At 61.6% G+C, this 20,435-nt stretch carries 15 protein-coding genes and 2 riboswitches; of the genes, 9 read left to right on the plus strand and 6 right to left on the minus strand.

Going from position 1 to position 20,435, the window contains the following annotated elements; all coding sequences use genetic code 11:
- Nucleotides 1–30 precede the first annotated feature (30 nt).
- Nucleotides 31–3,741 (minus strand): methionine synthase, encoded by a 3,711-nt coding sequence (metH, locus tag KGB07_RS02415; RefSeq protein ID WP_223464407.1) that lies wholly within the window; start codon nt 3,739–3,741, stop codon nt 31–33.
- A 156-nt stretch (nt 3,742–3,897) separates the two neighbouring features.
- Here metH and KGB07_RS02420 point away from each other — a divergent pair, with 156 nt between their 5' ends.
- Both KGB07_RS02420 and nfuA read left to right on the plus strand, forming a co-directional pair.
- On the plus strand, nt 3,898–6,207 hold the full coding sequence (locus tag KGB07_RS02420) for a fatty acid cis/trans isomerase (protein WP_223464408.1): 2,310 nt from the start codon (nt 3,898–3,900) through the stop codon (nt 6,205–6,207).
- Nucleotides 6,208–6,380: 173 nt separating this feature from the next.
- Nucleotides 6,381–6,965 carry a Fe-S biogenesis protein NfuA gene (nfuA, locus tag KGB07_RS02425; RefSeq protein WP_007912592.1) on the plus strand — a complete coding sequence of 195 codons (585 nt, stop codon included), beginning with the start codon at nt 6,381–6,383 and terminating at the stop codon, nt 6,963–6,965.
- A 170-nt stretch (nt 6,966–7,135) separates the two neighbouring features.
- On the opposite strand, the gene cobM is transcribed toward nfuA, so the two are convergent.
- The 4 genes from cobM to KGB07_RS02445 all read right to left on the minus strand — a co-directional run bounded on the left by cobM (nt 7,136) and on the right by KGB07_RS02445 (nt 9,288).
- Nucleotides 7,136–7,882: a precorrin-4 C(11)-methyltransferase gene (cobM, locus tag KGB07_RS02430; protein ID WP_223464409.1), complete on the minus strand. Its 747-nt coding sequence runs from the start codon at nt 7,880–7,882 to the stop codon at nt 7,136–7,138.
- Nucleotides 7,883–7,967: 85 nt separating this feature from the next.
- Nucleotides 7,968–8,381, minus strand: a complete 414-nt coding sequence (locus tag KGB07_RS02435) for a cobalamin biosynthesis protein (RefSeq protein ID WP_046038484.1) — start codon at nt 8,379–8,381, stop codon at nt 7,968–7,970.
- Complete coding sequence (locus KGB07_RS02440; RefSeq protein ID WP_046038482.1) at nt 8,378–9,085, minus strand: CbtA family protein; 708 nt, start codon at nt 9,083–9,085, stop codon at nt 8,378–8,380. Before KGB07_RS02440 ends, KGB07_RS02435 begins: the two co-directional genes overlap by 4 nt.
- 11 nt (nt 9,086–9,096) lie before the next feature.
- Nucleotides 9,097–9,288 carry a CbtB domain-containing protein gene (locus tag KGB07_RS02445; protein WP_046038480.1) on the minus strand — a complete coding sequence of 64 codons (192 nt, stop codon included), beginning with the start codon at nt 9,286–9,288 and terminating at the stop codon, nt 9,097–9,099.
- Nucleotides 9,289–9,408: 120 nt separating this feature from the next.
- Nucleotides 9,409–9,635: riboswitch (cobalamin riboswitch) on the minus strand.
- 94 nt (nt 9,636–9,729) lie between these two features.
- Nucleotides 9,730–9,943, plus strand: a riboswitch (cobalamin riboswitch).
- A 102-nt stretch (nt 9,944–10,045) separates the two neighbouring features.
- Here KGB07_RS02445 and cobW point away from each other — a divergent pair.
- The 4 genes from cobW (at nt 10,046) to KGB07_RS02465 (ending at nt 16,836) form a co-directional block, all read left to right on the plus strand.
- Nucleotides 10,046–11,116: a cobalamin biosynthesis protein CobW gene (gene cobW, locus KGB07_RS02450; RefSeq protein ID WP_317850402.1), complete on the plus strand. Its 1,071-nt coding sequence runs from the start codon at nt 10,046–10,048 to the stop codon at nt 11,114–11,116.
- Between the two features lie 3 nt (nt 11,117–11,119).
- A complete protein-coding gene (gene cobN / locus KGB07_RS02455; RefSeq protein ID WP_223464410.1) occupies nt 11,120–14,941 on the plus strand; it encodes a cobaltochelatase subunit CobN in 3,822 nt (1,273 codons plus the stop codon).
- 222 nt (nt 14,942–15,163) lie between these two features.
- Nucleotides 15,164–16,171 carry an ATP-binding protein gene (locus tag KGB07_RS02460; protein WP_223464411.1) on the plus strand — a complete coding sequence of 336 codons (1,008 nt, stop codon included), beginning with the start codon at nt 15,164–15,166 and terminating at the stop codon, nt 16,169–16,171.
- 119 nt (nt 16,172–16,290) lie between these two features.
- Nucleotides 16,291–16,836 carry a vWA domain-containing protein gene (locus KGB07_RS02465; RefSeq protein WP_317850352.1) on the plus strand — a complete coding sequence of 182 codons (546 nt, stop codon included), beginning with the start codon at nt 16,291–16,293 and terminating at the stop codon, nt 16,834–16,836.
- A 55-nt stretch (nt 16,837–16,891) separates the two neighbouring features.
- Here KGB07_RS02465 and KGB07_RS02470 read toward each other — a convergent pair whose 3' ends face one another.
- Nucleotides 16,892–18,115 (minus strand): NADH:flavin oxidoreductase/NADH oxidase family protein, encoded by a 1,224-nt coding sequence (locus KGB07_RS02470; RefSeq protein ID WP_223464417.1) that lies wholly within the window; start codon nt 18,113–18,115, stop codon nt 16,892–16,894.
- Nucleotides 18,116–18,191: 76 nt separating this feature from the next.
- Between KGB07_RS02470 and KGB07_RS02475 the strand changes: the two genes are divergently transcribed.
- From KGB07_RS02475 to KGB07_RS02485, 3 genes are all read left to right on the plus strand, one after another.
- On the plus strand, nt 18,192–18,596 hold the full coding sequence (locus KGB07_RS02475) for a MerR family transcriptional regulator (protein WP_046038473.1): 405 nt from the start codon (nt 18,192–18,194) through the stop codon (nt 18,594–18,596).
- 267 nt (nt 18,597–18,863) lie between these two features.
- Entirely contained in the window at nt 18,864–19,712 is an 849-nt protein-coding gene (locus KGB07_RS02480) for a transporter substrate-binding domain-containing protein (protein WP_046038472.1), read from the plus strand.
- 51 nt (nt 19,713–19,763) lie between these two features.
- Entirely contained in the window at nt 19,764–20,426 is a 663-nt protein-coding gene (locus KGB07_RS02485) for an amino acid ABC transporter permease (protein ID WP_032829783.1), read from the plus strand.
- Nucleotides 20,427–20,435: the final 9 nt, after the last annotated feature.

Consider the following 20,435-nt stretch of genomic DNA (forward strand, 5'->3'; position numbering starts at 1 on the left):
CAACCACAATGCAGTGGTTGGCAAGGCTGTTTAGTTGTCGTAACCCAGGTTCGGCGCCAACCAGCGTTCGGTCACGCTCAACTCCTGGCTTTTACGCGAGGTGTAGCTCTGCACCTGGTCCTTGTCGACCTTGCCCACGGCAAAGTATTGCGCCTGCGGGTGAGCGAAGTACCAGCCGCTGACCGCGGCTGCCGGGAACATCGCGTAGTGTTCGGTGAGGAACACACCGCTGCGGCCTGCGCGCATTTCCTGGGCCTCTGGATCGAGCAGGGCGAACAGCTGGGCTTTCTCGGTGTGGTCCGGGCAGGCCGGGTAGCCCGGTGCCGGACGGATACCGCTGTACTGCTCCTTGATCAGTGCCTCGTTATCCAGCGTTTCATCCTTGGCATAACCCCAGTAGTCTTTACGCACCTGCTGGTGCAGCCACTCGGCGCAGGCCTCGGCCAGGCGGTCGGCCAGGGCCTTGACCATGATCGAGTTGTAATCGTCGCCGGCGTCCTGGTAGGCCTTGGCCACTTCTTCGGCGCCAATCCCCGCAGTGGTGATGAAACCACCCACGTAGTCAGTCACTTCACTGTCCTTGGGCGCGACGAAGTCGGCCAGGGAGAAGTTCGGCTTGCCGTCGGTCTTGATGATCTGCTGGCGCAGGTGATGCAGCTTGGCCATCGGCTTGCCGTCATCGCCATAGAGCTCGATGTCGTCGTCATGCACCTGGTTGGCCGGCCAGAAACCGAACACCGCGCGGGCGCTGATCAGCTTCTCGTCGATCAGTTTGCTGAGCATTTCCCGGGCATCTTTGTACAGCGAGGTGGCGGCTTCACCGACCACTTCATCCTGGAGGATGCGCGGGAACTTGCCGGCCAGGTCCCAGGAGATGAAGAACGGCGTCCAGTCGATGTATTCGGCCAGGACATTGAGGTCGATGTTGTCCAGCACCCGGGTGCCGGTGAAGGTCGGCTTGACCGGCGTGTAGCTCGCCCAGTCGAATTGCGGCTTCTTGGCGATGGCCGCGCCATAGCTCAGGCGCTCGGTACGGGCACTGCGGTTGGCGGTGCGTTCGCGAACGTCGATGTAGTCCAGGCGGGTTTTCTCGACGAAACCGGCCTTGAGCTCCTTGGACAGCAACTGCGTCGCCACGCCCACGGCGCGGGAGGCGTCGGTGACGTAGATCACCGCATCGTTGCTGTACTTGGGCTCGATCTTCACCGCCGTGTGCGCCTTGGAGGTGGTGGCGCCACCGATCATCAACGGCAGGTGGAAGTCCTGGCGCTGCATTTCGCGGGCAACGTGGACCATCTCGTCCAGCGACGGGGTGATCAGGCCGGACAGGCCGATGATGTCGCACTTCTGTTCCTTGGCCACCTGCAGGATTTTCTCTGCCGGCACCATCACGCCGAGGTCGACGATGTCATAGCCGTTGCAGCCCAGCACCACGCCAACGATGTTCTTGCCGATGTCGTGCACGTCGCCTTTCACCGTGGCCATCAGGATCTTGCCCTTGGCTTGCGGTTTGTCGCCTTTTTCCAGTTCGATGAACGGGATCAGGTGCGCCACGGCCTGTTTCATCACGCGGGCGGATTTCACTACCTGAGGCAGGAACATTTTGCCGGCGCCGAACAGGTCGCCGACGATGTTCATGCCGGACATCAGCGGGCCTTCGATCACTTCGATCGGGCGGGCGAAGGACTGGCGCGATTCTTCGGTGTCTTCGACGATGTGGGTGGTGATGCCCTTGACCAGAGCGTGCTCCAGACGCTTGTTGACGTCCCAGTTGCGCCACTCCTCGGTCTCGGCTTCCTTGACACTGCCGTCGCCCTTGTACTTGTCGGCGATGGCGAGAAGGGCGTCGGTGCCTTCCGGTGTGCGGTTGAGGATCACGTCTTCCACGGCGTCGCGCAGTTCTGCAGGGATCTGGTCGTAGATCTCCAGTTGACCGGCGTTGACGATGCCCATGGTCAGGCCGGAACGGATCGCGTACAGCAGGAATACCGAGTGGATCGCCTCGCGCACCGGGTTGTTGCCACGGAACGAGAACGACACGTTGGACACGCCGCCGGAGGTCAGCGCATACGGCAGCTCGTCACGGATGTAGGCACAGGCATTGATGAAATCGACGGCGTAGTTGTTGTGTTCTTCGATACCGGTGGCGACGGCAAAGATGTTCGGGTCGAAGATGATGTCTTCCGGCGGGAAGCCCACTTCGTTGACCAGAATGTCGTAGGAACGTTTGCAGATTTCTTTCTTGCGCGCTTCGGTGTCGGCCTGGCCGGCTTCGTCGAAGGCCATCACCACCACGGCGGCGCCGTAGCGCTTGCACAGCTTGGCGTGATGGATGAACTGCTCGACGCCTTCTTTCATGCTGATCGAGTTGACGATGCCCTTGCCCTGGATGCATTTGAGGCCGGCTTCGATCACTTCCCACTTGGAGGAGTCGATCATGATCGGTACGCGGGAGATGTCCGGTTCGCCGGCAATCAGATTGAGGAAAGTCACCATGGCCTTCTTCGAATCGAGCATCCCTTCGTCCATGTTGATGTCGATCACCTGGGCGCCGGCTTCGACCTGCTGCAGGGCGACTTCCAGGGCTTCGGTGTAGTTGTCTTCGCGGATCAGACGGGCGAACTTGGCGGAACCGGTGATGTTGGTGCGCTCGCCGACGTTGACGAACAGCGAGTTGCGATCGATGGTGAACGGTTCGAGGCCCGAGAGGCGGCATGCCTTCGGAATGTCCGGAATCTCGCGCGGCGCATAACCGGCCACGGCCTTGGCGATGGCTTCGATGTGGCCCGGCGTGGTGCCGCAGCAACCACCGACGATGTTGAGGAAGCCGCTCTGGGCGAACTCTTCGATGACCTTGGCGGTTTCCGACGGCAATTCGTCGTACTCACCGAATTCGTTCGGCAGGCCGGCGTTCGGGTGCGCGGAAACGTGGGTGCCTGCCTTGTTCGACAGTTCTTCGAGGTACGGGCGCAATTCGCGGGCGCCGAGGGCGCAGTTCAGGCCGACGGAAATCGGCTTGGCGTGGGCCACGGAGTTCCAGAACGCTTCGGTGGTCTGGCCCGACAGGGTGCGGCCCGAGGCGTCGGTGATGGTGCCGGAAATCATGATCGGCAGCTCGATCCCCAGTTCCTCGAACACGCCTTGTACGGCGAAGATCGCGGCCTTGGCGTTGAGGGTGTCGAAAATGGTTTCGATCAGGATCAGGTCGGCACCGCCTTCGATCAGGCCTTTGGTGGACTCGGTGTAGTTTTCCACCAGTTCATCGAAGGTCACGTTGCGGTAGCCGGGGTTGTTCACGTCCGGGGACAACGAGCAGGTGCGACTTGTAGGACCGAGCACGCCGGCGACGAAGCGTGGTCGGTCCGGGGTTTCCAAGGTCTTGGCGTCGGCAACCTTGCGCGCCAGGCGTGCGCCTTCTACGTTTAACTCATACGCCAGGCCCTGCATGCCGTAGTCAGCCAGGGAGATCTGGGTGGCGTTGAAGGTGTTGGTTTCCAGAATGTCGGCGCCGGCGTCCAGGTAGGCTTTTTCAATGCCGCCAATCACGTCCGGGCGAGTCAGTACCAACAGGTCGTTGTTGCCTTTGACATCGCTTGGCCAGTCAGCGAAGCGTTTGCCACGGTAATCCTGCTCTTCGAGCTTGTAGCTCTGGATCATCGTGCCCATACCGCCATCGAGAATCAGGATGCGCTCTTTGAGGGCGTGCTTGAGAGCTTGAAGGCGAACGCTGCGATCGGACATTTGGACTACTCGGTAAGGCCATGACGAAGGGCCGGGATGATAGCAAACCTGTGCGCTTTTGGAGCATGGCTCGAATTTGCATGAATATCGTTCATGTTGGTAAGGATGACAGACCGGTAGAATCGCGGCGTTTTTTCAGGATTCAGGACCAGGGACATGTCGTATCGCTTCGTCATCAGCACATTGTTGTTGTTTTTAAGCTGGGGCGCTCTGGCGCAAAGTCCGGCGAATTCCACTGCCATTTCATCTTCTATTTCCTACAGCCGTGACATTCAACCGATCTTCACTGAAAAGTGCGTGGCCTGCCACGCCTGCAACGACGCCGCCTGTCAGCTCAACCTGGGCAGCGGCGAGGGCGCGGCACGGGGCGCAACCAAAGTCCCGGTCTACGACGGTGACCGCCGCCAGGCCGTTGCGCCGACCCGACTGTTCTATGACGCCTCCGGCAAACAGGCCTGGCAGCAAAAAGGCTTCTATTCGGTGCTCGATGCCCAGGGCAGCCAGGCTGCATTGATGGCGCGGATGCTGGAGCTTGGCCACAAAACTCCGTTGCAACCCAACGCGAAGCTGCCGGAAGACATCGTCCTGGGCCTGAACCGGGAAAACATGTGTGCCATGCCCACGGAGTTCGACGACTACGCCGCCAAGCATCCGAAGGAGGGCATGCCACTGGCAGTGACCGGCCTGACCGACCAGCAGTACCAGACGCTGCAACGCTGGTTGGCGGCAGGCGCGCCGATCGATCAGCAAGCGCTGGCGCCGAGTGCCAGGGAAGCCCTGGAGGTGGTGCAATGGGAAAACCTGCTCAATTCGCCGGGCGCCCGGGAAAGTCTGGTGGGGCGCTGGCTGTTCGAGCACTGGTTCCTCGCCCATCTCTACTTCAAGGACGGCGAGCCTGGGCATTTCTTCCAGTGGGTGCGTTCGCGCACCCCGACCGGCCAGCCAATTGACCTGATCAACACCCGTCGCCCGAACGATGATCCGGGTACGCAGTTCTACTATCGCTTGTGGCCGGTTCAGGGCGTGATCGTGCACAAGACCCACATCACCTATCCGCTGAGTCCGGCGAAGCTGGCGCGGGTCAAGAGTCTGTTCTACAGCGGCAACTGGCAGGTCGACGCATTGCCGGGCTATGGACCGCAGAGCCGGGCCAACCCGTTTGCCACTTTCGAAGCGATTCCGGCCCAGGCGCGCTATCAGTTCATGCTCGATAACGCCGAGTACTTTGTGCGCACCTTTATCCGTGGGCCGGTGTGTCGTGGTCAGATCGCCACGGACGTGATCCGCGATAATTTCTGGGCGCTGTTCCAGGCGCCCGAGCACGACCTGTATGTCACCGATCCGAACTATCGCGGGCAGGCCACGCCGTTGCTGGCGATGCCGGGGCAGAATGACGACGTCGGCAGCGTCCTGAGCCTGTGGCACGACTACCGCGACAAGCGTAATGAATACGAAGCCTTGCGCCGGGACAGCTACGCCGATCAGCCTGCGCCGAGCTGGTCGACCCTGTGGGCCGGCAACGACAACGCGTTGCTGAGTATCTTCCGCCATTTCGACAGCGCTTCGGTGACCAAAGGCCTGATCGGCGAGGTGCCGCAAACGATATGGCTGTTCGACTATCCGCTGCTGGAGCGCACCTACTATCAACTGGCGGTGAACTTCGATGTGTTCGGCAACCTGTCCCACCAAGCCCAGACGCGCTTGTATTTCGACCTGATCCGCAACGGCGCCGAGCAGAATTTCCTGCGCCTGATGCCCGCCGATTCCCGGGATGGCTACCTTGACGACTGGTATCAGAACAGTGGCAAATTCAAGATGTGGCTCGACTACGAGACCATCGATGACGACTCGCCGACCGCGCTGAAACTCAACCCGGCTGATCCCAAGCGTGACTTTGCCAATCAGTTGCTGGCCCGATACGGCGACCTTAATGCCAGGCCCGACCCGATCAATCGCTGCGACGGCGCTTACTGTTCGCGGCCGAACATCGATCCGGACCTGCAAAATGCCGAGCAGGCGCTGAGCCGTCTGACTTCGCGTCCGGCCGCCGGGCTGAAGGTCATCGATCAGTTGCCGGAAGCCACTATGTTGCGTATCGAAACCAGCAGCGGCAAGCGTGAGGTCTACAGCCTGTTGCGTAACCGTGCCCACAGTAACGTGGCGTTTTTGCTCGGTGAATCGCTGCGCTATCAGCCGGGACTCGACACCCTGACGATTTTCCCTGGCGTGCTGAGCAGCTACCCGAACTTCATGTTCAACATCCCGGCCGGGCAAGTGCCGGCGTTCGTGGATGCGATGGAAAGCGCCAAGGATACCGACAGCTTCGAGAAAATCGTCGAACGTTGGGGCATACGCCGCAGTCATCCGCAATTCTGGCCTTATTTCCATGACCTGAGTCGCTACATCCACGAAAACGATCCGGTGGAAGAGGGCGTGCTGGACATGAACCGCTACGAGAACCTCTGACAGGACGCAGATCCCCTGTGGGTGTGGAGCCTCTGTGGCGTTCCGACAAGCCCCCTCGCCACAAAAGCCCGCTCACACAGGGTGATTGGTGTTTCTTTTCCCGACAAAAATACTAGGACTTTGTCCGGCGCGTTGATTGGCGTAAACTGCGCCCAAGCCTGCGAGGAGTTTCCATGACCGCTATTACCATCACTGACGCCGCCCACGATTACCTGGCTGATCTGCTCTCCAAGCAGAACACCCCGGGCATCGGCATCCGCGTCTTCATCACCCAGCCTGGCACCCAGTACGCCGAAACCTGCATTGCCTACTGCAAGCCGGGCGAAGAAAAACCCGAAGACACCGCGCTGGGGCTCAAAAGCTTCACCGCGTACATCGACCACTTCAGCGAAGCCTTCCTGGACGATGCCGTTGTCGACTACGCCACCGACCGCATGGGCGGCCAGCTGACCATCAAGGCGCCAAACGCCAAGGTACCGATGGTCAACGCCGACAGCCCGGTCAACGAGCGCATCAACTACTACCTGCAAACCGAGATCAACCCGGGGCTGGCCAGCCACGGTGGTCAGGTCAGCCTGATCGATGTGGTCGAAGACGGCATCGCTGTCCTGCAGTTCGGCGGTGGTTGCCAGGGCTGCGGCCAGGCCGACGTGACGCTGAAGGAAGGCATTGAGCGCACTCTGCTCGAGCGCATCCCGGAGCTGAAAGGTGTTCGCGACGTGACCGACCACACGCAGAAAGAAAACGCCTACTACTAAGGTGTTCGCTGCGAAACGAAAAAACGGCGCTGTGGCGAGGGAGCTTGCTCCCGCTTGATGGCATAGCCATCACAAAATCAGTCAATGCATTTTCCCGTGATGAATGCGTTGGCTGATGTTGGGACCGCTTTGCGGTCCAGCGGGAGCAAGCTCCCTCGCCACAGGTGCTTTCAGGGTCTGTAGAGATGCGCATGCCCCGCGCGATACAGTGACGACTCGCTGAAGTTATCGCTGCCCAGCACCCGACCCACCAGAATCAACGCCGTACGGCGAAAGCCCTTGGCTTCAACCTTCCCTGCAATATCCTCAAGCGTGCCCACCACCCAATCCTGATCCGGCCAGCTCGCACGGTGAACCACCGCAATCGGGCAATCGGCGCCGTAATGGGGTAGCAGTTCTTCAACGATCTTCGCCAGGTGATTAACCCCCAAATGAATCGCCATGGTCGCGCCGTGCTGCGCCAGGCTGGAGAATTCCTCTCCGGGTGGCATGGCGGTCTTGTCGGCGTAGCGCGTCAGGATCACGCTTTGCGAAATGTCCGGCAGTGTCAGTTCCGCGCCCAAAAGCGCTGCGCAAGCGGCTGTGGCCGTCACGCCGGGTACGATTTCGAACGCAATGCCCAGCTCACGCAGATGGCGAATCTGCTCGCCAATGGCGCCATACAGGCTCGGGTCGCCGGAGTGCACCCGGGCCACATCCTGGTCTTTGGCGTGGGCGCTCTTGATCAGGTCGATGATCTGTTCCAGGTGCAGTTCGGCGCTGTTGACCACTTGTTCGGCACAGTGACCTTCCAGTACGGCGGCCGGCACCAGGGAACCGGCATAAATGATCACCGGGCAGCTGCGAATCAGCCGCTGGCCCTTGACGGTAATCAGTTCGGGGTCGCCGGGACCTGCGCCAATGAAGTAGACGGTCATCGTCGGTTCCTGTGGGGAAAAAAGGGGCTGAACAGGGCTTCAGATGAAGAATGTTCATGATCAAAGGCGGGGATTATCGGGGTTTTTATGCCGCGCCGGCCAATGCCAGGGTTGCCTGGGCGTATTTTTGTCGTGGAATCAGCAGTTTTGCCGGGGCCTGGGCCAGTTGTTCGGCCAGGGCCAGTGCGGCGCTTTCCGCCACGCCGTAGCAACCGGTGCGTTCAAAGGCTATTTGCGATTGATGACTGAGTTGCGGTTCATAAACGGCCAGTTGTTCACTGCTGAAATACATCAATTCCAGGCCAAGCTGCTGAGCCAGTTCGATTAACGCAGGTTCGTCGCGCTTCGAATCGATGCTGGCCAGCGCCTTGATTTCATGACGAGCAATCTGGTGTGCCTCCAGCGCCTGATCGAGCAGCGCCAGCAACGTGCTGACAGGGCAGCCGCGCTGGCAGCCCAGGCCGACCACCAGGGTCGGCGCTGTGCTGATATCCGTCATGCGTGGTACTGGCCATCGCTTTTGCGACGGAACAACCAGGCGCTGATCAGGCCCAGGGTCAGCCAGAACGCCACGTTGGTCAGTTGCGAAGCGATTTTGAACTGGGCTTCCAGCGCCTCTGGAGCGAGCATCGAATGCACCTCCGGTTGCGGCGCGCCAATCACATGGGGAACGGCGAGGATCGCCGCGCCGAGGACTTTCATCAGCCAGTGACGGCTGAATACGATCAGGGCGATACCGACGGCAGTGGACGCGGCCGTACCGATCCACCACAGTTGCCGCTGTGCCAGATCGGCGGCGGCAGTACCTGGCAGTTCCGGTGGCAGGCCGAGGGTCGGTGCGAGCACGAAGGTCGCGTAACCGGCCAGGCCCCAGAGCAGGCCCTGCGAGGTTTTGGTCGGCGCACGCAAGGTGTACAGGCCGGCCAGCATCAGGGCGAAACCGACGGCCACCACCAGGTTACCGCCGGTGGTCGACAGCACGCGCTGCCAGCCGTCTTCCGGCTCCCAGGCTTGCGCATCGTGGGTGTGGGCAGCCATCGCACCGTCGGCGTGTTCATGCATTTCAACAGCGGCCGGTTCGGCTTTTTCGTAGGTCTCGGCCTGCAAAATCAGCGGGGCGACCCAGAAGCTTTGCAGCAGGGTCAGCAACAGGGCGGCCAGCAGCCCGGTGAAACCTGCGGTTTGCGCAATACGCTTGATCATGTCGACAGCTCTCAATGGCACGGGAACGCGGAGCTGTGACGGGTATCGTGGGCGGCGTTGTGCACCGCTTCGATGTGCGAGAAACCGGCAAAATACACAAGGCACGCGCCCAGGATCGACGCGCAGATGGCGGTGGCCAGACGTTGGGTCAGGGTTGAGGTGGTGCTCGCGGCTGTGTGTTCGGCGCTGCTGATGATCGACATGGCGTTTCCCTCTGGTCTGTCAGCGGGGAATAAGAGCGCATGCAAAAACCCGCACGACCAGGCGCGCAAGGTTTCGAACAGCGCCCGCCCACCGCGGGTTTGTTGGTTCAGTGATCGTACTGGTCACTTTGTGTTGCGGGCCGGTCTCCGGGCTCACGAGGGGCAAAGGCTTGGGCCTGAACCTGAAAGCGTCACCTTCCCATGCCGTAGTGGCGCAGTGGATCTGATGCTTCGCTCGCTTACCGTTGCGGGGGCAGCACCGGACTGACATGGCTTAAGAGTAAAGCACATGATTCACCGGTTTCCCGTTTCACCCTGTGAAGGGCACCCGTAACAAGGTGTGTAGGAGAGCATGGCCGGGGGTTGGGCGTCAATTGGCAAGGGTTCGCATTTAAGGTTCGCCACAGGGATCGCAAGCATTGACCCGCCCCAAGACCATGCGTAGCCTTGCGCTTTCGAGGTTCTTCGGCGTTTGTCGAAGCTAAGAAGGGAACGCGGTCGATGCCGCGGCTGCCCCCGCAACTGTGAACGGTGATGTTCGTTGCCACGCCACTGCAGGCTCAATCCATGAGGCCGGCGGGAAGGCGCAGCGAATGCCAGGCTCAAGGCCGGCACACCGTCAGCCAGGAGACCTGCCTCGTCACAGATTCTCACTTTCAACCGGGCGGGGTGATCCGGTGGCGAACTCTTCAGGCATGCGCGTCCGCGTTGCCGGTCGTCGTCCCGTATGCCCGCCACATTAGCCATAGGGCATCCGATGAAAACACTGGCCAAACTCCCCGTCACCATCGTTACAGGCTTTCTCGGCTCGGGTAAAACCACGCTGCTGCGGCACATGCTCGACAACGCCCAGGGTCGCCGCATCGCGGTGATCGTCAACGAATTTGGCGAGTTGGGCATTGACGGCGAAATCCTCAAGCAGTGCTCCATCGGTTGCACCGAAGAAGAAGCCAAGGGCCGTGTCTATGAACTGGCCAACGGTTGCCTGTGCTGCACCGTCCAGGAAGAATTCTTCCCGGTGATGCGCGAACTGGTGGCCCGTCGTGGCGATCTTGACCACATCCTCATCGAAACCTCCGGTCTGGCCCTGCCCAAGCCGCTGGTGCAGGCCTTCCAGTGGCCGGAAATCCGCAGTGCCTGCACGGTGGATGCGGTGATCACTGTGGTCGACAGCCCGGCCGTGGCCGCCGGCACCTTCGCTGCGTTCCCGGATCAGGTCGACGCCCAGCGCAAACTCGACCCGAACCTGGACCACGAGTCGCCGCTGCACGAACTGTTCGCCGACCAACTGGCCAGCGCTGACCTGGTGATTCTCAACAAAACCGACCTGATCAACCCGGCGGACCTGGCCCGCGTGCGTCTGGAAGTCGCCGAGGAATTGCCGCCAGCGGTGAAAATCATCGAAGCCAGCAGCGGTCGCCTGCCGCTGGACGTGCTGATCGGCCTGGGTGCCGGCTCCGAAGAACACATCGACAGCCGTCACAGCCACCACGACCATCATCACGATGGCGACGACGATCATGATGACCACGATCACGACGCCTTCGATTCGATCTCCATCGAACTGCCGCAAGCCGACGAAAGCCTGCTGCTGGATGCGCTGACCCAACTGGTGGTCCAGCACGGCATCCTGCGGGTCAAGGGTTTTGCGGCGATCCCGAACAAACCGATGCGCCTGCTGATCCAGGGCGTGGGCACGCGTTTCGACAAGCATTTCGACCGCCAGTGGGGCGCCGAAGAAGCGCGAGTCACCCGCTTGGTGCTGATCGGCCAGGAACTGGACGCCACTGTTCTCGAAGCGCAATTGCGCGCCGCGCTCAGCGTGTAAGCCATGCACCTGCTCAGGACCCAGCCCGGCGGTTTCGTGTCGGATGACAACATTGCCGACCTAGGACAAACCCCCGCCGAGCTGGTGGTCCTGTGCAGCGGCGACTCCAGCCTGGCGCTGCTCGCCGAAGCGGCGCAGCAGTTGCCCGACGATTACCCGAGCGTGCGCCTGGCCAACCCGATGCAGGTGCAGAACCATGCCTCGGTCGATTTGTACGTCGATGAAGTGCTGCGTCACGCCAGGGTGATCCTGATTTCGCTGCACGGCGGCATCGCCTATTGGCGTTACGGCATCGAGCGTCTGGTCGAACTGTCGCAGCGCGGCGTGCAGGTGATTCTGGTGCCGGGCGATGATCGCCCGGATCCGGAACTCAGTGACCTGAGCACCGTCGGCGCCGAGGATCGCGACCGGCTTTGGCAGTTTCTGCGCCAGGGGGGCATGGGCAACGCCCTCGATTTCTTCCGCTGTCTGGCCAACCGCTGGCTGGCCCGTGATTACACCTGGGGCGAGCCGCAAACCCTGCCACGCACGGCGATTTACCATCCGCACAAACACTCCGCCGCACTGAGCGACTGGCAAGCCGATTGGCACGCCGATCAACCGGTGGCGGCGGTGCTGTTTTACCGCTCGCATTTGCAGGCGGCGAACACCGCGTTCATTGATGTTTTTTGCCAGCGCTTGCAGGCGGCGGGGTTGAATCCGCTGCCGATTGCGCTGGCCAGCCTGAAAGAGCCCGGTTGTCTTTGCGCGGTCGAGGACTGGCTGGATGAGGCCAGCGTCTCGGTGATCCTGAACACCACCGGCTTCGCCCAATCCAGTCCCGAAGCGCCGCATCTGCGCCCGTTTCGCCGCAATATTCCGGTGATCCAGGCGATTTGCGCCCAGGATAACGAACCCGGCTGGCGCGCCAGCGAACAGGGGCTTGGCCCTCGGGATCTGGCGATGCACATTGCCTTGCCGGAGCTGGACGGACGCATCATCAGCCGCCCGATCAGTTTCAAGGACCTGGCGTGGCGCAGTGAGCGCAGTCAGTCGGATGTGGTTTGCTACCGGCCACAACCGGAACGCATGGATTTCGTCGCCGAACTGGCCCGGCGCTGGGTCGATCTGGCACGGGTGCCCAATGCTGAAAAACGCATTGCCTTGATTCTCGCCAATTACCCGACCCGCGACGGCCGCATCGGCAACGGCGTCGGCCTCGACACCCCGGCAGCGGCGCTGAATATCCTGCGGGCGCTGCATGCCGAAGGTTATCCATTGCCGGCTGAGTTACCGGACAGCGGCACCGCGTTGATCCAGCAGTTGCTGGGCGGCGTCAGCAACGATCTCGAGACTCTCGACCAGCGTCCGTGCCAGCAAAGCCTGGGCATGGATGACTATCTGGTGATGTTCAATGCACTGCCCGAAGCCAACCGCGCGGCGGTGCTCGAACGTTGGGGCGCGCCGGAAAGCGACCCGATGTGCCGCAGCGGACGGATGATGATCGCCGGCCTGCGTTTTGGCTTGACCTTCGTCGGCATTCAGCCGGCCCGGGGTTATCAGGTCGACCCGAGCGCGGTGTATCACGACCCGGACCTGGTGCCGCCCCACGGTTACCTGGCGTTCTACTTCTGGCTGCGCAACACGTATGGCGCCCACGGCGTGATCCACGTCGGCAAGCACGGCAACCTCGAATGGCTGCCGGGCAAGGGCGTGGGGCTGTCGGAACATTGCTGGCCAGATGCTTTGCTCGGGCCGCTGCCGAACATCTATCCGTTCATCGTCAACGACCCGGGCGAGGGCGCCCAGGCCAAGCGGCGCACCCAGGCCGTGATCATCGATCACCTGATGCCACCGCTGACCCGCGCCGAAACCTACGGCCCGCTACGTAATCTCGAACTGTTGGCGGACGAATATTACGAAGCGCAGTTGCTCGACCCGCGTCGTGCCCGAGAGTTGCAGCGCGATATCTTGCAACTGGTACGCGACACCCACATCGACCGTGAACTGCAACTGGATGAACAGCTCGACAGCGATGCCGACGCGGCGATCTGGTTGCCACGGCTCGACACTTACCTGTGCGATTTGAAAGAGTCGCAGATCCGCGACGGCCTGCATGTGTTCGGCGAATCGCCCACCGGTCGTTTGCGTATCGATACCTTGCTGGCGCTGTTGCGCATTCCACGGGGCGATGGCCGGGGCGCGCAGTCGAGTCTGCTGCGGGCACTGGCCAAGGCTTTCGGGCTGGGGTTCGATCCGCTCGATTGCGCCTTGGCCGAGCCGTGGACGGGGCCGCGCCCTGAGCTTCTTGTGGGCATCAGCGAAGAGACCTGGCGCACGGCGGGCGATACTCGCGAACGCTTGGAGCTGTTTGCCGCGCAGTTGATTTCGGACGCGTTGAATCCAGAGGCTCAAACCACACCAATCTCCTCTGGGAACGGGCTTGTGTGGCGAGGGGGCTTGCTCCTACAGGAGGCCGACTGGATTGAGGTACAAGCCATTATCGATGGTTTGCGTGACGTCATTGCCCCGCGTCTGGACGCCTGCGGCCCGGCGGAAATGCGCGGATTGCTCGATGCCCTGAGCGGTCGCTTCGTCCCGGCCGGTCCCAGCGGCGCACCGAGTCGTGGCCGCCTGGACGTGCTGCCCACCGGTCGTAACTTCTATTCGGTGGACGTGCGCAATCTGCCGACTACCACGGCGTGGCGCATCGGGTTCCAGTCGGCCAACCTGATTCTCGAACGGCACCTGCAAGACCACGGCGATCATTTGCGCCAGCTCGGTCTGTCGGTGTGGGGCACCGCGACCATGCGCACCGGCGGTGATGACATCGCCCAGGCCATGGCGCTGATGGGCGTGCGCCCGGTCTGGGCCACCGGCAGCCAGCGGGTCGATGATTTCGAGATCCTGCCGTTGAGTTTGCTTGACCGTCCTCGGGTCGACGTGACCTTGCGCGTATCCGGTTTCTTCCGCGATGCCTTTGCCAATCTGATTCGCTTGTTCGACGCGGCGGTGCAAGCGGTGGCCGACCTCGATGAGCCGGATGACCTCAATCCGTTGGCGGCCAAGGTACGCGGAGAGCGCGCAGCCTTGTTGCTGTCAGGGCTCGATGAAGACGCTGCGCGGCGTCAGGCTGGCTGGCGGATTTTCGGGGCCAAGCCCGGTGCCTACGGCGCAGGCGTGCAGGGCGCTATCGATGGTCGCCTGTGGCAGAGCCGCGAGGACTTGGCCGAGGTTTACCTCAACTGGGGCGGCTACGCTTATGGCGGTTCCGACGAGGGCACCGCCGCCCGCGAACAGTTCAGCCAGCGCCTGAGCCAGGTGCAGGCAGTGCTGCAAAACCAGGATAACCACGAGCACGATTTGCTCGACTCCAACGATTACTACCAGTTCCAGGGCGGTATGCTCGCGGCGGTGGAAAGCCTGAAAGGCGAGGCGGCGGCCAGCTATCATGGCGACCACAGCCAGCCGGACCTGCCGAAGATTCGCACCCTGAAAGAAGAACTGAACCGGGTGATCCGCTCCCGGGCGGCCAATCCGAAGTGGCTCGAAGGTGTTAAACGTCACGGCTACAAAGGTGCGTTCGAAATGGCCGCGACGGTCGACAACCTGTTTGCCTTCGACGCCACCACGCAGTTGATCGACGATCACCAGTACGCGTTGCTGGCGGATGCCTATTTGCTTGATCCGGACACCCGGGATTTTGTCCGTGAGCACAATCCCCATGCCTTGCGCGACATGACCGAGCGCATGCTCGAGGCGCAACAACGGGGGATGTGGAAGGAACCCGGCGAGTACCGCGAGGCGCTGGAGAATTTGTTGCTGGATATAGAAGAAGACAGCTGACACAGAAGCCCGAGGCCAACACAAACCTGTGGCGAGGGAGCTTGTCGGAACGCCGCACCGTCCCGCTCGGCTGCGAAGCGGCCGTAAAACCGGATAACCCGATTTTCCTGGACATGCGAGGGCCGCTTCGCGCCCCAGCGGGAGCAAGCTCCCTCGCCACAGAGTTCAAGTTTGTCCTTTGGATTGTTGATCGACACAACCGACCATAATGAGACGCCTGACATGACCGACACCCCGCATTTCCCGCTCTCCGCCGTGGTCGGCGCCGACGATTTGAAGCTGGCCCTGTACCTGACCGCCATCGACCCGAAAATCGGCGGTGTGCTGATCGAAGGCCCGCGAGGCATGGCCAAGTCGACCCTGGCCCGCGGTCTGGCGGACCTGCTGGCCAGCGGTCAGTTCGTCACCTTGCCGTTGGGCGCCACCGAAGAGCGCCTGGTCGGCACCCTCGATCTCGACGCGGCACTGGGCGAAGGTCGCGCGCAGTTTTCCCCTGGCGTACTGGCCAAGGCTGACGGTGGCGTGCTCTATGTCGACGAGGTCAATCTGTTGCCAGATCACCTCGTTGACCTGCTGCTCGATGTGGCCGCCAGTGGCACCAATTTGGTGGAGCGTGACGGCATTTCCCATCGGCATTCGGCGAAGTTCGTGCTGATTGGCACCATGAACCCAGAGGAGGGTGAACTGCGTCCGCAATTGCTTGACCGTTTCGGCTTGAACGTCGCCCTCGGTGGCCACACCGCGCCGGCCGAGCGCGGCCAGATCATCCGCCGTCGCCTGGATTTCGACAGCGATCCGCAAGGCTTCTGCGCCGAATGGGAATCCGCGCAAGCGTCTCTGCGCGAACGTTGCCAGAACGCACGCAATGCACTGGCAAACATTCCCCTCGACGACCAGGCACTGGCACACATCACCGAACGCTGCTTTACCGCTGGCGTCGATGGTTTGCGCGCCGACCTGGTCTGGCTGCGCGCCGCCCGGGCGCACGCCGCCTGGCGCGGGGCGAACGCGATCGCCGAGGAAGATATTGACGCCGTTGCCGAGTTCGCCTTGCGCCATCGTCGTCGCGAACATTCTCCACCGGCACCTCAGCCATCCCAGGCTGCGCAACAATCGGTGCCGCAAAACGCCAACCCGAGCGAAGGGCAGGGCCAGTGGGGCGAGATGCCTGCCCAGGCGCTGGCGGTCGGCGCACGACGTGAAGTGCCGAGCTGGCCAAAAAAGCCCTAGGCATTCGCCCTCGCTCAGACGTGGGGGCGAATGCCAGACCCCGTGCCGGGCGGCTGGACCACGGCAAGCAAGGCAAGCGTTACACAGCCCGCAGCGGTTCGGTCAACTGGCCTGGCACATTGCTCAACGGCCGACCGCGTCAGCGCGACGACCTGTTGTTTCACCTGCGCACTCGCTCGCCCCATGAACTGTGGCTAGTGATCGTTGACGCCTCCGCTTCGACCCGCCGTCATCAGGCCTTGAGCGATGCCAAGGGCTTGCTGGCGCAGTTGTTCGACGATGCCTATCGCCAGCGTGCGCGACTGGCGTTGCTCACGGCCAGTGGTGCTGCACCCAAGTGGCAGGTGCAGGGGTTGAAGGCTTCCAGCGGATTACGCCAGTGGCTCGATGGCCTTGGCGCCGGTGGCGGTACGCCGTTGCTGGCCGCGTTGAGCGAAGCGGGGCGATGGCTTGCGGCACGGCAAAAGCGTTTTCCGGCAGAGCAGCAGCGGTTGCTGCTGGTGACCGATGGCCGGCTGAAGGACTGGCCGTTGTTGCCCGTGCTGGAGTGCCCGGGGGTGCTGATCGACATCGAACGCGGGCCGATTCGGCTCGGGCGCAGCAGGGTGTTGGCGGCGCAGTTGCAGGCTGAGTATCGTCATATTGACGAGCTGCTTCCTGGCTGAATTCTGGGCTGTTCATGCCCGCGAAGGCGATGTATTAGCCACCACAGGTTTCGGGTTACTTACCCATCGCCTGCCGGTACTGCCGGGTACGCTTGCCAATGTACAACTGATCGAGAATCAACGCCCACAACGCCGAGACTTCAGGCCGGGGCTTGCGCCCACGGCTCAAGCGATTCAGCTGAAACTTGACCACCGCCATGCTCGCCAGCGCTGCCAGAGGCTTGCGCTTCCAGCGGATCGGCGGCAGTTGCGGATGGCTGTCCTGGCCTTCGCGCCAGTGCTTGACCAGGTGCGGCTCCACGGCCAGCGCAGTGCCGATGCCGGCCATGGCGATGCCGCTGTCGAGCACCTGTTCGACGATTGCCAAACGCCGGATTCCGCCCGTCACCATCACCGGCATGCGCGCCACGCTGGCCAGTTCACCGGCCATTTCCAGAAAGTACGCTTCCCGTGCCAGGGTCCGGCCGTCGCGGGCTTCGCCTTGCATGGCCGGTGCTTCGTAACTGCCGCCGGAGAGTTCCAGCAGGTCGATCGCTTGTTCGTTGAGCCACTGGATCACTTGCCGTGCATCATCGGCATCGAAACCACCGCGCTGGAAATCCGCCGAGTTGAGTTTTACCGAAACACAAAATTGCGGCGACACCGCTTGGCGAACCGCTTCGACAACCGACAACAGCAGGCGCGCACGATTTTCCAGGGATCCGCCCCATTGATCGGTACGCCGATTGGTGAGCGGCGATAGGAACTGGCTGATCAGGTAGCCGTGGGCGGCGTGGATCTGCACACCGGTAAAACCGGCTTTCTCGGCCAGTGCGGCACTGGTGGCGAAGCGCCGGATCACCTCCTGGATGTCGTCTTCACTCATGGGTTTGGGTTCGGCGAACATCTTCGAGAACTGGCCCAGATCCAGCGCAACCGCCGACGGCGCCAAGGCTTGCTGGCCCAGGTTGGCCATAGTCTGGCGGCCAGGATGGTTGAGCTGTACCCAGAAATGCGCACCGCCGGCCCGACCGGCGCTGGCCCACTGGCGGAAGCGCTCCAGGTGGCGTTCGTCTTCCAGTGCTACACCGCCGGGGCCGGTCATGGCGCGGCGGTCGATCATTACATTACCGGACAGCAACAAGCCGGCCTCGCCCTCGGCCCAGGCCTGGTACAGGCGAAACAGCGCCTGGTCGGGCACTTGGTCGGTATTGGCGAGGTTCTCTTCCATCGCGGCTTTGGCAATGCGATTGCCGATGGTCTGGCCGTTGGGCAAATTCAACGCTTGAAAGGGCGACATGCTTGACTCCTCGTAGTGATGAGTAGAGGCTAAGCTTAAAGTTAACTTTAATGTCAAGCAGGTAAACGAGGCTGCAATGAAGATTGGTGAATTGGCGCAGTTGAGCGGGTTGACCGCATCGCGGATCCGTTTTTACGAGTCTCAAGGGTTGATCCGCCAGGTCGAGCGCTCTGCCAACGGTTATCGGCGTTACTCGCAACAGGCGCTGCAGACCCTGCAAATCATCCAGTGCGCGCAGCAAGCGGGTTTCAGTCTGGAAGAACTCAAGCAGTTACTGCCAGATAATGTGACGGGATCGTTCAAGCACGATGAGTTGATGGCCGGCCTGCATCGCAAGATCGAGCAGATCGAAGAGATGCAACGACACCTGGCCCATAGCAAGGCGCAGTTGCTGGGCTGGATCGACACCATCCAGGCCCGGCCCGAAGGCATGAGTTGCGATGAAAATGCCGAGAGGGTGATGACGTCATTCAAGCATTAGGTCAGAACGGATTGCTCATCGGCGTACCGGCCCTCCAAACGCCCGGTTGTGAACCAGATACCCGCCCTTTGTAGCCAACGGTAGCGTCTGTCTGCCCGTGCGTTTGGTAACGGTTTTTCCTGTTTGTACGCATCCCTCTGATTCAAAACAAATTTCAATCTCCCTCACATTCCCTCCATATCCTGTGGCACACTTTCTGCTGTCTATTCCGTTGTTACATACCATGTTCCGGTATAGCGGAATAAACATCACCCTGGAGTGCTTGCCATGCATCGCCGTCCTTCCTTGTTCAAAGCGTGTGTTTTTCTATTCGCGGCTACCGCCGCTGCCGTGGGCGTGGCCCAGGCGGCGGACAGTAAGCTCGATAGCGTTCTGGCCCGCGGCAAACTGATTGTAGGCACCGGCAGCACTAACGCTCCGTGGCACTTCCAGGGCGCGGACGGCAAGTTGCAGGGGTTCGATATCGATATCGGACACATGATCGCCAAGGGTTTGTTCAACGACCCGACCAAGGTCGAGTACGTGGTGCAGTCGTCCGATGCGCGGATTCCCAACCTGCTGACCGACAAGGTCGACATCAGTTGCCAGTTCATCACCGTGACGGCCAGCCGCGCGCAGCAAGTGGCGTTCACCCTGCCGTACTACCGCGAAGGTGTCGGCCTGCTGCTGCCGGCGAACAGCAAGTACAAGGAAATCGATGACATGAAAGCCGCCGGTGACAGTCTCACCGTGGCGGTGCTGCAAAACGTCTATGCCGAGGAATTGGTGCACCAGGCGCTGCCCAAGGCCAAGGTCGATCAGTACGACAGCGTGGATCTGATGTACCAGGCCGTGAACTCCGGCCGCGCCGACGCGGCGGCCACTGACCAGTCTTCGGTGAAGTACCTGATGGTGCAGAACCCTGGCCGTTATCGCAGCCCGGCCTACGCCTGGAGCCCGCAGACCTATGCCTGCGCGGTCAAACGCGGCGATCAGGACTGGCTGAACTTCGTCAACACCACCCTGCATGAAGCCATGACCGGCGTTGAGTTCCCGACTTACGCGGCGTCGTTCAAGCAATGGTTCGGTGTAGACCTGCCGACCCCGGCCATCGGTTTCCCAGTCGAATTCAAATGATCCCGTGAGAGCAGGGCGCCCAAATGCGCCCCGCTCAAGGTACTGCTGACCATGAACTATCAGTTGAACTTTGCCGCCGTGTGGCGCGATTTCGACACTTTGCTGGCGGGGCTCGGTATGGGCCTTGAACTGGCCCTGGTGTCGATCGCCATCGGCTGCGTGATCGGCCTGATGATGGCGTTTGCTTTGCTGTCCAAGCACCGCGCATTGCGGGTGCTGGCGTCGGTGTATGTCACGGTGATTCGTAACACGCCGATCCTGGTATTGATCCTGTTGATCTACTTTGCGTTGCCGAGCCTGGGGATCCGGCTGGACAAGATCCCCTCGTTCATCATCACCCTGTCGCTGTATGCCGGGGCGTACCTGACCGAAGTGTTCCGTGGCGGTTTGCTGAGCATTCCCAAGGGCCTGCGTGAAGCCGGGTTGGCCATTGGCCTGGGCGAGTGGCAGGTCAAGGCCTACGTCACCGTGCCGGTGATGCTGCGCAATGTATTGCCGGCGCTGTCGAACAACTTCATTTCGCTGTTCAAGGACACCTCGCTGGCGGCCGCGATTGCGGTACCGGAGCTGACCTATTACGCGCGCAAGATCAATGTCGAGAGCTACCGGGTGATAGAAACCTGGCTGGTGACCACGGCGCTGTATGTGGCGGCCTGTTACCTCATTGCCATGATGCTGCGTTACCTCGAACAGCGTCTGGCGATTCGCCGATAGGAGGCCCCC

This window comes from Pseudomonas sp. GL-RE-26, from assembly GCF_019956275.1.
In the GTDB taxonomy this organism is placed as follows: domain Bacteria; phylum Pseudomonadota; class Gammaproteobacteria; order Pseudomonadales; family Pseudomonadaceae; genus Aquipseudomonas; species Aquipseudomonas grandcourensis.

Bases quoted from the DNA above. Each gene is read 5' to 3' on its own strand.
- nfuA (WP_007912592.1), top strand. From the start codon at position 6,381: ATGACCGCTATTACCATCACTGACGCCGCCCACGATTACCTGGCTGAT.
- cobN (WP_223464410.1), top strand. From the start codon at position 11,120: ATGCACCTGCTCAGGACCCAGCCCGGCGGTTTCGTGTCGGATGACAAC.
- cobW (WP_317850402.1), top strand. From the start codon at position 10,046: ATGAAAACACTGGCCAAACTCCCCGTCACCATCGTTACAGGCTTTCTC.
- KGB07_RS02440 (WP_046038482.1), bottom strand. From the start codon at position 9,085: ATGATCAAGCGTATTGCGCAAACCGCAGGTTTCACCGGGCTGCTGGCC.
- KGB07_RS02435 (WP_046038484.1), bottom strand. From the start codon at position 8,381: ATGACGGATATCAGCACAGCGCCGACCCTGGTGGTCGGCCTGGGCTGC.
- KGB07_RS02420 (WP_223464408.1), top strand. From the start codon at position 3,898: ATGTCGTATCGCTTCGTCATCAGCACATTGTTGTTGTTTTTAAGCTGG.
- KGB07_RS02485 (WP_032829783.1), top strand. From the start codon at position 19,764: ATGAACTATCAGTTGAACTTTGCCGCCGTGTGGCGCGATTTCGACACT.
- KGB07_RS02480 (WP_046038472.1), top strand. From the start codon at position 18,864: ATGCATCGCCGTCCTTCCTTGTTCAAAGCGTGTGTTTTTCTATTCGCG.
- cobM (WP_223464409.1), bottom strand. From the start codon at position 7,882: ATGACCGTCTACTTCATTGGCGCAGGTCCCGGCGACCCCGAACTGATT.
- KGB07_RS02475 (WP_046038473.1), top strand. From the start codon at position 18,192: ATGAAGATTGGTGAATTGGCGCAGTTGAGCGGGTTGACCGCATCGCGG.
- KGB07_RS02470 (WP_223464417.1), bottom strand. From the start codon at position 18,115: ATGTCGCCCTTTCAAGCGTTGAATTTGCCCAACGGCCAGACCATCGGC.
- KGB07_RS02460 (WP_223464411.1), top strand. From the start codon at position 15,164: ATGACCGACACCCCGCATTTCCCGCTCTCCGCCGTGGTCGGCGCCGAC.
- KGB07_RS02445 (WP_046038480.1), bottom strand. From the start codon at position 9,288: ATGTCGATCATCAGCAGCGCCGAACACACAGCCGCGAGCACCACCTCA.
- metH (WP_223464407.1), bottom strand. From the start codon at position 3,741: ATGTCCGATCGCAGCGTTCGCCTTCAAGCTCTCAAGCACGCCCTCAAA.